Annotated in this window: 12 protein-coding genes; 8 read left to right on the top strand and 4 right to left on the bottom strand. The window is 42.0% G+C overall.

Features of this window, described 5'->3' with window-relative positions; translation table 11 throughout:
- Positions 1-224 precede the first annotated feature (224 nt).
- Both V7K38_RS24320 and V7K38_RS24315 read left to right on the top strand, forming a co-directional pair.
- On the top strand, positions 225-983 hold the full coding sequence (locus V7K38_RS24320) for a YebC/PmpR family DNA-binding transcriptional regulator (RefSeq protein ID WP_334861483.1): 759 nt from the start codon (positions 225-227) through the stop codon (positions 981-983).
- Between the two features lie 241 nt (positions 984-1,224).
- A complete protein-coding gene (locus V7K38_RS24315; RefSeq protein WP_334861481.1) occupies positions 1,225-1,407 on the top strand; it encodes a hypothetical protein in 183 nt (60 codons plus the stop codon).
- A 322-nt stretch (positions 1,408-1,729) separates the two neighbouring features.
- Here V7K38_RS24315 and V7K38_RS24310 read toward each other — a convergent pair whose 3' ends face one another.
- On the bottom strand, positions 1,730-2,422 hold the full coding sequence (locus V7K38_RS24310) for a PEP-CTERM sorting domain-containing protein (protein ID WP_334861479.1): 693 nt from the start codon (positions 2,420-2,422) through the stop codon (positions 1,730-1,732).
- A 332-nt stretch (positions 2,423-2,754) separates the two neighbouring features.
- On the opposite strand from V7K38_RS24310, the gene V7K38_RS24305 reads away from it, so the two are divergent.
- Positions 2,755-4,005: an FAD-dependent hydroxylase gene (locus V7K38_RS24305; protein WP_334861477.1), complete on the top strand. Its 1,251-nt coding sequence runs from the start codon at positions 2,755-2,757 to the stop codon at positions 4,003-4,005.
- 124 nt (positions 4,006-4,129) lie between these two features.
- Here the strand turns inward: V7K38_RS24305 and V7K38_RS24300 are convergent, their stop codons facing one another.
- The gene (locus V7K38_RS24300) at positions 4,130-4,744 is read right to left on the bottom strand and encodes a Uma2 family endonuclease (protein WP_334861475.1); all 615 of its coding nucleotides are present in this window, start codon (positions 4,742-4,744) and stop codon (positions 4,130-4,132) included.
- Positions 4,745-4,803: 59 nt separating this feature from the next.
- Here V7K38_RS24300 and V7K38_RS24295 point away from each other — a divergent pair, with 59 nt between their 5' ends.
- The 3 genes from V7K38_RS24295 (at position 4,804) to V7K38_RS24285 (ending at position 8,001) form a co-directional block, all read left to right on the top strand.
- A complete protein-coding gene (locus V7K38_RS24295) occupies positions 4,804-4,965 on the top strand; it encodes a hypothetical protein (RefSeq protein WP_334861473.1) in 162 nt (53 codons plus the stop codon).
- A gap of 71 nt (positions 4,966-5,036) precedes the next feature.
- A complete protein-coding gene (locus tag V7K38_RS24290; protein WP_334861471.1) occupies positions 5,037-5,525 on the top strand; it encodes a GNAT family N-acetyltransferase in 489 nt (162 codons plus the stop codon).
- A gap of 259 nt (positions 5,526-5,784) precedes the next feature.
- A complete protein-coding gene (locus V7K38_RS24285; protein WP_334861469.1) occupies positions 5,785-8,001 on the top strand; it encodes a lytic transglycosylase domain-containing protein in 2,217 nt (738 codons plus the stop codon).
- 280 nt (positions 8,002-8,281) lie between these two features.
- Here the strand turns inward: V7K38_RS24285 and V7K38_RS24280 are convergent, their stop codons facing one another.
- Both V7K38_RS24280 and ctpB read right to left on the bottom strand, forming a co-directional pair.
- Positions 8,282-9,250, bottom strand: coding sequence for a glycosyltransferase (locus V7K38_RS24280; protein WP_334861467.1), 969 nt, complete (start codon positions 9,248-9,250; stop codon positions 8,282-8,284).
- A 152-nt stretch (positions 9,251-9,402) separates the two neighbouring features.
- Positions 9,403-10,743, bottom strand: coding sequence for a carboxyl-terminal processing protease CtpB (gene ctpB / locus V7K38_RS24275; protein WP_334861465.1), 1,341 nt, complete (start codon positions 10,741-10,743; stop codon positions 9,403-9,405).
- A 310-nt stretch (positions 10,744-11,053) separates the two neighbouring features.
- Between ctpB and V7K38_RS24270 the strand changes: the two genes are divergently transcribed.
- Both V7K38_RS24270 and V7K38_RS24265 read left to right on the top strand, forming a co-directional pair.
- Positions 11,054-11,752, top strand: a complete 699-nt coding sequence (locus V7K38_RS24270) for a YdcF family protein (protein ID WP_334861463.1) — start codon at positions 11,054-11,056, stop codon at positions 11,750-11,752.
- Between the two features lie 517 nt (positions 11,753-12,269).
- Entirely contained in the window at positions 12,270-13,157 is an 888-nt protein-coding gene (locus V7K38_RS24265; RefSeq protein WP_334861461.1) for an EboA family metabolite traffic protein, read from the top strand.
- Positions 13,158-13,248 lie beyond the last annotated feature (91 nt).

Genomic DNA, 13,248 nt, shown 5'->3' with positions numbered 1-13,248 from the left:
GTTAAGTTTCTCTTTCTTTGCGTTCTTCTCTACGAGACGCTGCGCGAAGGACACAAAGAAAGAAAGTTTGGTGCAGCTTTACAAAGCAATGATATTAACCCAAGCGTATTGATTTAAAGGGGATGCGATCGTTGCACCTTCATCACTTGAAAATGAAATCCAACTCGTGGTTTTTGCAAGCGTTTATATCTTAATCTTGAATAGAGTTTTGATAATTTCAGATTATGGCAGGACATAGTAAATGGGCAAATATTAAGCGCCAAAAAGCGGTAGTAGATGCAAAAAAGGGAAAAACCTTCACTCAGTTATCGCGGGCGATTATCGTCGCCGCTAGAAGCGGCGTACCAGATCCGGCGCTGAATTTTCAACTTCGCACGGCAATTGACAAGGCAAAGGCAGCGAGTATCCCCAATGATAATATTGAACGAGCGATCGCTAAAGGTGCAGGTACTTTTGGGGGTGATAACGCTATCTTTGAGGCAATTCGCTACGAAGGTTACGGCCCTTGTGGTGTAGCGATTTTAATTGAAGCCCTCACAGATAATCGCAATCGCACTGCTGCTGACTTGCGAGTAGCTTTTAGTAAAAATGGTGGCAATCTTGGTGAAACAGGTTGCGTTAGCTGGATGTTCGATCAAAAAGGCGTTTGTGTATTACAGGGTGTAGTTGACGAAGAACAGCTTTTAGAAGCCTCCCTCGAAGGCGCTGCTGAGTCTTATGAGATGACTGAAGATGAGATGGCTGAGGTTTTTACTGACATTGGCAATTTAGAAACCCTTAGTCAGACACTCAAAAATCAAGGCTTTAAGGTGACTGATGCCGAATTTCGCTGGATACCTAGTAATAGTGTAGAAGTTACCGATCCAGATCAGGCGCGATCGCTTTTCAAGTTAATTGATACTCTAGAAGGCTTGGATGACGTGCAAAATGTCACAGCTAACTTTGAAATAGCAGAAGAATTGATGGTTCTCAGCTTTTCTTAATTAAAATTCACACATATCCGATAGTGCAATAGCGCTTATTAAGATGATGTCGAAAACGTTACATCTAACCTTGAAATGCTAGTAACTCTTATGGCTATGAGTATTTTTTAGCCAAGTATTCCCTGTAATTCCAATATTTTACGCTTGTAAAAATAGACACGAAAGATTCATATCAATTACAAACTTATGACATACACCTAGTGGATAGTTAGATTGTTGATTAGTTGATGAGGATTTTCAAGTGAAGAAGTTCGCTAAAGTTTTGCTTTTGGCTTTAATATTTGCTGCACCTGCAACCGTTTTTGCATCTCAAGCTCAAGCTAAAACTACCTCCCATGTTGCTAGCGTAAAATCTGGCAAAGTTAAACATCACAGACATTACAAGCATCATACTAAAAATCTAGCTCCTAAAACTCATAAATAGTTCCTATTATGTGCAGAAGTCTCTAGTAGCTATGTAATCAAGCTTAGTATTGGTTTCTCTGAAAAAACAATTGTATTATTTAACCCCGTTGAAATCCCTACCAATCAACGGGTTTTTTTTAATTAATTTGCTCATGATGGCACGATCCGGTCAAAGTAAAAGTTAAGATTTAAGATTAAATCAACAAAAAAATGGTTCTAGCATACCTCTGATGTCAAATGCTGTTCAAGTACCATGAAAGGAACTTTTTGTAGTTATTTTACTTGGATTGATGAGCATAAAAGAAGTTAGCAGAACCACAAAAACTTGTTACAAACCGTCCTTAATTCCCGATATTTAACTGTTTACGCTTCCGCGTGGAAACAATACCGAATGCACCCATTGCTAAAAGACCAAGTACAGAAGCTGGTTCAGGAACTGTTTTGAAACCTTCTGGTGGTTTTTCTGCAAAGTAAACTTCATCCAAAAAGTTTCCGATTGTGGGATCACCACCAGCAGCAGATACTGAGTCAAACTGCCAGCGTGTTTTACCACCAGTGGCAACAGTCGTACCTTGATATTGTACCCAAGCTGTGTTGCCAGTACTGTATAGTTGGCTGAAGAGAGTATTGTTAGTAGCAAGGTCAATAATAGATAAACGCATCGTATCTACACCTTGACGACCTTCATGGAAAAATCTCCAAAACATAGTTGAACCAGCTGTAGTATCTACATCTTGATATAAGCTAGATACCTGATTAGCATTAAGTTCAGCATATTGATTTGTACCTAATGCTCCAGCATGAAACAGTCTAGGAGTTTGAATTTCAATTTTATTATCTGTAGCTGTAGTCTTCCACCCAGGAATAAGAGATTCGTCTATCGAGTCCCATGACAGATCACTACGAACAACAGTAGCTTCAAAACCACCATTAATTAAGCCTGAGGCGTTAGCTTCTTGTGCATTTCCAACAATACCCAAAGACAGAGCTACAGATCCAATAGTTACCAAAGCCAGTTTGTTAATGTTTTTCATGTTCACCGAGGTATTAGTGTTTCAGCACCTCTCAAATATAAGTTTCAGTAGCCAATGTTTTGGTAAAGACATAGTGAAAAAACTGTCTTAATTCATAAAAGTAGTAATCTATTTTATAGTATGTCTGGAAATTTTTCTAAGTAAGACTACTGGTGATCCTTGCTGACAAGGCGATTCAAGTCATTGGATTTTTGGCATAAAAAGTCTGCTTAACCTTCATAACCTTTCCTTGAAGTCAGCAACGAGATTTTTCAATGTTTGCTTTTCTAACTTGCTCAAAGAGGCGCGATCGCGTCAAAATAAGAGTTAAGACGCTGTAACCTAACTTAACAATGGCACTGCTTGAGCAAATTTCCCCTCACCCAACACCGCCAGACTTGCGGGGATATGAATATGATTTGGTAATTGTCGGCGGTGGGATTATTGGGTTAACTCTAGCCTCTGCTTTAAAAGATTCTGGCTTGAGTATCTTGCTGATTGAAGCAAAAGTGGCATCAGCGGCCGTAGCGAAGGGACAAGCTTATGCAATTCATCAGCTTTCGGCGCTAATTTACCAAGGAATTGGAGTTTGGGACAAAATATTGCCTCAAATCACCAAATATTGCCGAGTTCGTCTTTCGGATGCCGATTATCCCAATGTGGTGGAATTCACCACAGATGATATAAATGCAGCAGAGTTGGGTTATGTGGCAGAACACCAAGCGCTGTTGCAGCCTTTGCAAGAGTTTGTCCAAAATTGTCCAAATGTGACTTATCTGTGTCCGGCGGAAGTGGTGAATACGCAGTACCAGCAAGATATAGTAGCGATAGATATAAAGGTTGCCGATCGGTTACAGACAGTTCGCAGCAAATTACTGATAGCAGCAGATGGGGTGCGATCGCCAATTCGTCAAGCTGCTGGCATCAAAACCTCTGGCTGGAAATATTGGCAGTCTTGCATCGTGGCATTTGTCAAACCAGAAAAATCGCATAATAACACCGCTTACGAAAGATTTTGGTCTAGCGGCCCCTTTGCGATTTTACCTCTACCGGGGAACCGTTGCCGCATTGTCTGGACAGCCCCCCACGAAGAAGCAAAAGCTTTATGTGCTTTAGATGATGAGCAATTTTTAAGAGAACTTACCCGTCGTTACGGCGATCAGATGGGGAAATTGGAATTACTAGGCGAGCGCTTTGTATTCCAGGTACAACTCATGCAAAGCGATCGCTATGTTCTCCCCCGACTGGCATTAATTGGTGATGCGGCGCACAATTGCCATCCTGTCGGCGGACAAGGTTTAAATCTGGGGATTCGAGATGCAGCAGCTTTGGCGCAAGTAATCCAAGCAGCGCACCAAGCGGGTAAAGATATTGGCGATATTCAAATTCTTAAAGGTTATGAACGCTGGCGCAAGCTAGAGAATTTAACAATTTTAGGTTTCACCGACTTATTAGATCGGATGTTTTCTAATAATTTCTTACCTATAGTAGTGGTTCGTCGCTTGGGTTTATGGTTTTTGCAGCGAGTCCCTGTTTTAAAGGTGTTTATGCTGAAGTTGATGATTGGCTTGAAGGGAAGGACTCCAGAATTGGCAAAACGATAAAACAGGAGTCAGAATTCAGAATTCAGCATACTCTAGCTATGAAGGGATAGAGTTTTAATATCGAACCACAGAGGACGCAGAGGACACAGAGGAATAAGAGTTTCAGAGAGTTCTTGCGTAATTCCTAACCAGCTTGAAAAATCTGATTTGGGGTAAGATTTAATTCGGGAAAGGTTTGGGAGATAATAATCTCATTATCTCGAAACTTACTTATCTGATATTCGCCATCAACCAAGTTACAAACGGTGATTGTCGGTTGTTTGGGATTGCCGATAAAATTACGTCCACCCAAGGCAGCATAATCGACAATCCAGTATTCCGGGATACCCATCTCTTCGTAGTCAGCGTATTTTAAATAGTAATCGTCCCGCCAGTTGGTTGATACAACCTCAATTGCTAAAGGTATCGATGCACCCAAACTCAGGGTAGATTTTTTTTTCCACAATGGTTCATTTTCCAGGTTGGCACGATTTAACACCAACACATCTGGGAAGTAACCAGAATCTTTTTCAGGAGGTTTAACTATAACTTGGTTAGGGATACCGTAGGGCAATCCTAGACGTTTGATTTCAACAGGAATTTCGACACCTAGAAAACTTTTAACTTCCTCATGTTCCCCTACTGGTTGTGCCATTTCAATAATTTGTCCTTTATGCAGTTCGTAGCGTAATCGTCGATTTTCGGGTAGCCAATCGACAAATTCCTCAAAGGTTACTAGCTTGGGTATGGCTTGAGTCATAGATGATAGAGAATTACTGAATCATAAAAATATTATCTCTAATTTAGCGATCGCATTGCTTGCGAATTAGCCTAGCCTTTTACAGTGCGATCGCTGTACCTGGAAATAAACGCTCACGAATTGGCTGCCCAAAGAATGGAGAAATGGTTTTGGGTGATGCGTTACCCTTCGCTAACGCATCCTACGAGATCGGGCGATCGCACTCACGAATTTATTGTTGAGGTGGTGGAAAATTGTGATGTTGGTGCTTGAATAATTAGAGCAAACATACTAGCCTGAACTGGAAGTCGCTATGATTCGATTGACCACGCCCGATGACACGAATGCATTACTTACATTGGCAGAAGCGACAGGACTTTTTGAGTCAAACCAAATCGAAGAACTCGTCCAAATGCTAAATCAGCATTTCAATGACAAAGCAGACAGCCAAGGTGTATGGTTTACCGACTACGACAATGAGCCAGTGGGCGTTGCTTACGTTGCACCGGAACGAATGACCCAGGGAACATGGAATCTCTATCTGATCGCTATTCATCCCGATCGTCAAAGACAGGGACGCGGAGCCGCTTTGTTGCGCCACGTCGAGCAAATGCTAGCCGATCGTGGTGAGTGTTTGCTGCTGGTGGAAACATCTGGGTTAGAGAACTTTGAATACGTTCGTGCATTTTACCGAAAAATCGGTTACGAAGAGGAAGCGAGGATTCGAGGATTTTACAAGGCGGGGGACGATAAAATCATTTACCGCAAGTCGCTGAGAAATGAGGCCGCAAGTTCTCGGTGAGGACAGTACCATCGCCGATCTTGTAGGATGCGTTCGCGATCGCGTAACGCATCCCCCATGTAATCGCTCATGAAAGATAATACCAGAGAGAGATGCAATAGTATTTAAAATGTGTTGACTACTCATTACTGACAGCATAGGATTGAAAATTAAGATTTTTCTACATAAAATTAAAAATCTAAAATTAAAAATTGGTAATAGTGATGGCTAGGAGTGTTAAAGTTTCAAGAAATTCATCGGAAATTTTCAGCGAGTATTCATGCTGAAGAAACTACAGAAAAAGCAAATTTCGATCATTGCAGGTGCGGCACTGTTTGCCTTTTTAGCTGGGGCGATGGTATCAGCACCTCAGATTGGTAAAACCGTTGGGCAATGGCTCAAACTGAGTAAGAATCAGACAGAGCAAACATCTGATGGTAGTATTGCCCAATCAGTCGTTTTTCCACTGATATCACAATCTCTACCAGAACGGGCAACAAAACTAGCAGAAATTGCCGGACAGTCGCCTTCGCCAGATCGAAATCGCGCTCGTTATCTTTTGGCGAGTGATTACATTGAAAGAACCCAAGCCCAAAAAGCGCTGGCTTTACTCCAAGGACTAGAGAAAGACTATCCGCTCCTCGCGCCTTACATTTTGCTGAAACAGGCGCAGGCAGAGGATATGCTGGGCGAAGATGGCAAAGCTTCGGATCTCAGGCAAAGCGTGCTGAAACGGTATCCTAAAGAAGCGGCTACGGTGAAAGCAATATATCTAATTGCCCAACCGAAGCAACAAGAAATAGCGATCGCTCAATTTCCTTCCAACCCTCTGACTTGGGAAATTATTCGCAAACGCTTACAAGAAAATCCCAATCAGCCAAAATTACAATTGATTTTGGCTACTTATGCTTACGATCAACCAGGTATAGTGGGCGTTTTAGATCAGTTAGTAAAACAGACTACCCTGAAACCCGAAGACTGGGAACTAATTGGTACAAGCTATTGGGAAAATAGTCAATTTCTGAAAGCGGCGAATGCTTATGCCAAAGCACCCAAAACATCGCGCAACCTCTACCGGACTGCACGGGGGTTACAGGTAGGGGGCAAAGATAAAGAAATAGCGATGCCTGCGGCGGGCTACGCCTACGCTACTTATAAACAATTGGTGCAGCAATTTCCCAATACCGAGGAAGCTGGAACTGCACTATTGCGATTAGCAGAAAGCGCAAAAACAGGTAAAGATAGTTTACCTTATCTTGACCAGGTAATTAGTAAATTCCCTAAACAAGCAGCTACTGCACTGGTACAAAAAGCCAAAACTTTCCAAACCCTCAAAGATCAAAAGTCAGCTAGCGCGGCGTGGCAATTACTCATAGCCAAATACGCCAATTCGGATGAAGCGGCAGAGTATCGTTGGAAAATCGCCCAAGATAAAGCCAAAGTCAAAGATTACGTTGGTGCTTGGCAATGGGCAGAGCCAATTGTCACCAATAATCCCAATAGCATTTTAGCTCCCAGAGCAGGCTTTTGGGTAGGTAAATGGGCAGCCTCACTAGGCAAACAGCAGGAATCTCAAACTGCTTATAAATATGTGGTTAGCCAGTTTCCCTACTCTTACTATGCATGGCGAGCGGCAACTATGCTGGGGCTAAATGTTGGCAACTTTGACAACGTGCGCGTCATGAACCCGGAAGTCATCACACCCCAGCGTTCATTACCCCCTGCTGGTTCTAATACTTTCAAAGAATTATATCTGTTGGGTCAAGACCGCGATGCCTGGTTACAATGGCAGACAGAATTCCAGAATAAAATTCAGCCAACGGTAGCAGAGCAATTTACTGAAGGGTTGGTGAGGTTGGCAAGGGGAGAAAATATTATCGGTATTGACAAAATTTCTAAATTGGAAGACCGGGAAATACCAGCTGAACTTACCCAATATCAGACTCTAAGCAAACAGATTACCTACTGGCAAGCGCGTTATCCATTTCCCTACCTCCGAGAGATTGAAAAGTGGTCTATTGAGCGTAAACTTAATCCTTTGTTAGTCACCGCTTTGATGCGTCAAGAGTCACGGTTTGAGCCAAAAATCAAATCCGTCGCTGATGCTACTGGTTTAATGCAGTTGTTACCAAGTACAGCTAAATGGATTGCACCACAAATCAAAGTGGATTTCAAAACAATAAATCTAGAAAATCCCAACGATAACATCATGCTGGGTACATGGTATTTGGGTCATACCCATGACCAATATAACAATAACTCACTGTTAGCGATCGCTAGTTACAATGCTGGCCCCGGTAATGTCTCCAAATGGCTGCAAACTCTAACTACAAAAGATCCAGATGAGTTTGTTGAACAAATTCCCTTTGATGAAACCAAAAATTATGTGCGTCAAGTATTTGGTAACTACTGGAATTATTTGAGACTTTACAACCCTGAGATTTCTGGAATTGTAGGGAAGTACTCGAATACACACCCAAAATTACCAACACAGTAATTTGACGCGATACGTTAAAAGTTTAAAGCCTCGCCCCTTGTGGGCGACTCAGTTTTCCTCCTGCCCTCATTGATCAAAACAAGGCTACTTGGCTTAGTAGGCAAGAGGTTTTTAAGGGATTTCCAAGGAATAAATTATCCTAAAAAACGAACCACAGAGACAATAGAGTTGCCAGTGCGTTGGGCGGGTTCCCCGACTTGTAGCAACTGGCGCAACACAGAGAGGAGAGATTAAGAGGATTTTTGCCTCAGTTTTGGAATATTTTTTATTTGGAAGTCCCTTATAACCGATCAATTATCTTGGCATTTTCTGGTAACTCGGAGTGTTTTTGCCCAGTAGTACGCGCCCTCGCTGTGAACAAACCAATGGGAGTATTTAATAAATCTACAAGGGTGGCTTGACCCGCAATCGCTTTTTTAATATCTCTTGGTATTTCCTTCAATAACCAACGCACCAAACGATAGCCGTATTCTTTAGGTGTCATCTCTCGCATCAAATCTACACCGTGTAGTTCGTGCAGATAGCGGTTTGAGCGCCCGTAGCGTCGCCATTGACTTTGCAGTTCTCTGAGTGTGGCGCGATGACGGTGCTGAACGATCGCATTCGGGGCAAATTCTAAACGCCCGATGTTTTCTCCCAAAATTCGCCAGCAAATATCGGCATCGCCACCAGTGGTAAGATAGGGACGAAATAAACCCGCTTTTTCTAAGGCAATGCGTCGAATCGCTAAATTAGCAGTTTGTCCGTACGGACGAAAAGAATGCTTAAGGGTATGCTTTTGCGACAAAGTTTCTTCACGTTCTGCATGTTGTTCTAGCAGAGTTGTGCCTGGTAGTGCCAAAATCTCACCAGCGACAATTACCACTTCTTGATTGACAAAAGGCTGAATTAATGCATCTAACCATTGCGGTTGGGGACGGCAATCAGCATCGGTAAAAACTATAATTTCCCCCACAGCAGCGCGAATCCCTGCATTCCGAGCAGAGTATGAGCTTTGAATTTGGTTTTCGCTTAAGGGGTGAATTGTAATTGGGCAGTTTTCGGCAGATGTTTTGAGGATGGTGAGAGTGCGATCGCTACTATTGTTGTCCACCAACAAGTATTCTACCCGTTCTTTTGGGTAAGTTTGAGATAACAGACAATTGATTAAATCTGGTAAATCCGCCTCACCGTTATAAATAGGAACAACCACCGAAACCATTGGTAAAAGCCTGGTGGCGGTGGTTGCATCAACTGACTGATGATTCATAAAATCTGAAATTTTGGTTTAGGATTACTAGTTAGTATTCCCAAACCAAAATCCTAGAATGGTAAATTAAGCAGTTTTCGTAATTCCAAAAATCTGGATTTGGGAATACTACTTGCTATATAAACACCTGGCAACAAATCACTCGCATCCATCTAAAATTTCAGGCTATCGGCGCGGCTCATGGGTCGAGTCGGCTGATTTGCTGGAGGCTGGGCAAAGTTGTTATTTGATAAAATTGCGATCGCTCTGGCATATTGGGGATCGCTCTTAGTTCCAATTAAATCGGGATTAGAAGCTAACTGCCGCTCTTGCGCCTCTGTCAAGTCTAACTTGATATCTGGGGCAATCCCTTTATGGTTAATATCTGTTCCTGCCGGAGTGTAGTAATGGGCAATGGTGACAGCCAAGCCGGAACCATCTGCAAGTTCATGAACTGACTGCACTAGGGCTTTACCAAAGGTTTGACCACCTACAACTACCGCCCGCTTATTATCCTTAAGCGCCCCGGTGAGGATTTCACTAGCACTAGCTGAATTACCATCCACTAATACTGCCAAGGGACGATTTGTTAGGGCAGTGCGATTAGCTTTAGTTTCTTCAGTGCCGCCCACACGGTCTACTGTCTTGACAATTCCGCCGTCATTGTACCACATCCGGGCAATTTCAATGCTAGCCTGCAACAAACCGCCAGGATTTCCCCGCAAATCTAAAACATAAGAATCAACTTTCTTAGTGTTCAAATCGCGGATAGCTCGTTGCATTTGGTCTGCGGCATGGGCGCTAAATTCCCGCAAACGGATATAACCAACGCGGCGATTCCCTTCTTGTCTGAGGGTATAACGTACTGTTGGGACTTCAATACTTGCTCTGGTTAGCTTCAAATCAAAGGCATTTTGTCCTGCTCGTCCCAGGCGTAGTTTGATGGGACTACCCGCTTTGCCACGAATTAACTTAGAAGCGTCATCCACTTTCATTTTGAGAGTAGATTTGCCATCAATTGCCAAAATTTCATCGCCTGCTTTGATCCCAGCTTTCAATGCTGGAGAATTTTCTATGGCTTCGACCACAGTGAGGCGCTGAGTTTTTTGGTTTACTTCCATCCGAACCCCAATACCAGAGACTTCTCCAGATGTTTGGCTAGTCAAGGCTTCAAACTGTTTGGGATCCATGAATCGAGTGTAAGGATCTCCCAACTTTTGTAAAGCTTCGCGGATGGCAGTGTATGCTTCTTCCCTAGAAGAATAATCTTTGCTCAACAGGCTTTGTCTGGTTGCTTGCCAATCTTGTTGATTAAATTTACCATCAACATATTCATGATTCACCAGTTGCCACACCTGGTCAACTATCACTTTTGGGCTGTCTTGTAGGGCTAGAGAGGCACGGACAGCACGAGTCCAAGCAGGGCCGAACACAGACATCGTAGCAGTAGTGGCGATCGCTCCACCAATCAAGGCTACTTGGAGCGGTGAGTAACTTTTCGCAGATTGGTTCATGTATATTAGCTGGAATAATTGTGTTATTGACAGTTTAGCAATCAGGCTTTCCAGAAGTTTTTAAGTTTTTATACCCCAAACTAAGCTATGCTTTCTTCATCATTTATATCGTTGTAGTGATGCCGAAAATACTGCATTATTAACAACCATTTCTCAGTTTGTTAGCCATCTCCGGAAGGCTATACTGAAGATGTGACACTTTGATTAGCGTCATGTTTGTACTGATTCATTACTTTTATAAGATAGCACTTTGATCGCTTAATTGCAGCCTTGTTAGACAGCTATTAAATTAGGTTTTCTTACCGAAGTCATGAAACGTAAATTTACCAACAAATCGTTAATTTCTATTAAAAATAATTTCGATAATCTGTGGCAATTGTTACAAAAACTAACTGGTGTATTGTACTTTGTCTTAGGCACTTGGCTGATTTTTACTACTATAACCTTAGTTTTTGCTTCTTCACAGCCAGTAGATGCCTTCTTGGTGCTTGGTGGCAGTATTAGTCGAGAAACTTATGTTGCTCAACAAGCAAAGAAATACCCGCAAACCCCAATTTTAATTTCTCATGGTTCACCAGACCCCTGTATATGGTTAATTTTTCAGCCGGAGTTAGTAGAGTTACAAAACGTTTGGTTAGAAAAGTGTGCAAATTCTACCTTTGAAAATTTTTATTATGGTATTCCAATTCTCCGGCGTTGGGGAGTGCATAAAGTCATGTTGATTACTTCGCCAAGTCACTTACCCAGAGCCTTATGGATGGCACAGATTCTCTTAGGCGCTCATGGTATTTGGGTTGAGTCAGAGATTGTTGAGGAATTGGGTATTCCTGGGAATCGTGAATCTTGGGTGAAAACTGGATTAGATTTAACACGCAGCCTATTGTGGGCGATTTTAAGTCAAATTATTGAACCAGAATGCTCAAATGTAACAAGGCTTACCGAAGTAGATATGCAAGCTTGGGAGCATAAAGGTTTTCATTGTGAACACCAAGGCGGATTGAGGAGATGAGGTAGATAGGAGTTTACCAGATTACTATACAGTAGACAGTGGTTGTATGACTTGTTGGATGGGAGCGATCGCTATGGTGAATCAAAAGCCTTTAGCGTTCCTATAGTGTAGCAATCACAACATTTATCTAAATGATAAGTTTTTAAATAAAAATTGTAATTAAAAAATATATTTTTTATTAATTAATTTTACCCTAATAAGTAATTTTTAAAATAACATTAATTGACAATTCAATTGATGTGTATAATTTGTATTTTTTAATATTATTGATAAATCTTATTTTGCATAGAAATTCTAAAATTCAAAATTTTCCGTTAGATAAATAATTTTAAATTTATCTAATTCAAACGATATCTTTACAATATCTTCTTTAAAATTGAGTATTTTTATAGATTCAGTAAAGTTCTGATATTAGTAGCATGTTATTCAGCTGCTTGGAACACAAAATATCAAGTTTAGTGGTAGATTTTATACTTAGTTGTTACAAAAAGTTGGACAACTTCTCCTGAAATTCATCATGAGTAAAGTAAACAATTTATTGCATAACTGGCTGTTAAAGTCTGTTTCTGATCCCGCCTTGGCTTGGCTAGAGCATAAACAGGCACAAATTGCTAGCGGTGCTGCTGAAAAAGTTTTTTTCACGGCATTTAGTTCTGTCCCGCGTTATCTAGGTAAAGAGGATTTGCAGCTAACATTCCAGGACTTGGAAGCAGCGCAAGATACGATTCCAGGTTGGTATCCTGGTAATTGGAGTGTAGATCAAGCAGGTCGCACACTCTTGCTTTTAGCCTTGCCCCACAATGATACTGAGGGCTATTTGCGAGTCTCCAAAGGAGAGGCTGCGCCAACGCTCGATCGAGTTATTTCCACTGCCGATATGGGAGAGCTAGTCGCCGTTTATCAAAGTTTGCCTTTGTTACCACATCCAGAGTTACATCGCCACCGTGCTGCTGAGGGAATTCGCAGCAATATGAGTAATGTATTCCAAGCTATAGCACTACGTAATCCTTATCCAGCAAACTATTTGGATGATGCTGCTTGGAATCAGATGGTGCTGAAGGCTGTGTTTGTCGGTAGTCCGTTGCATTTAATTTGGGGACTAGACCGACGTGCTAACCCAGAATTGGCAAGGATGTTAGCAGACTATGCCCATGAACGTTGGGCGGCTAAACGCTCAGTTACGCCAGAACTTTGGCGACCTGTAGGGCGGTTTGCAGATAGCACAATCATCACAGATTTGGAAAAAGTACTAGCTAATGGAGATACAGACGAGCAACAAGCAGCAGCATTAGCTTGTTCTGAGTCTTCTTTACCCCAAGCACAAGCATTACTTTCCCGTTATCCAGATTTACAGTCATCCATTCAAGAAGGTAATCTGACTTGGAACATTTTTAGCCACAAATGAGTAGTGAGTGCTGAGTGCTGAGTGCTGAGTGCTGAGTAGCGAGCAGAGGAAAAAGAGGTAATTTTTAATTCTCCCCAATCCCCAATCCCCA

Source organism: Nostoc sp. (assembly GCF_036917465.1).
Lineage (GTDB): Bacteria > Cyanobacteriota > Cyanobacteriia > Cyanobacteriales > Nostocaceae > Nostoc.
This window is presented reverse-complemented; position numbering and strand designations above follow the sequence as displayed.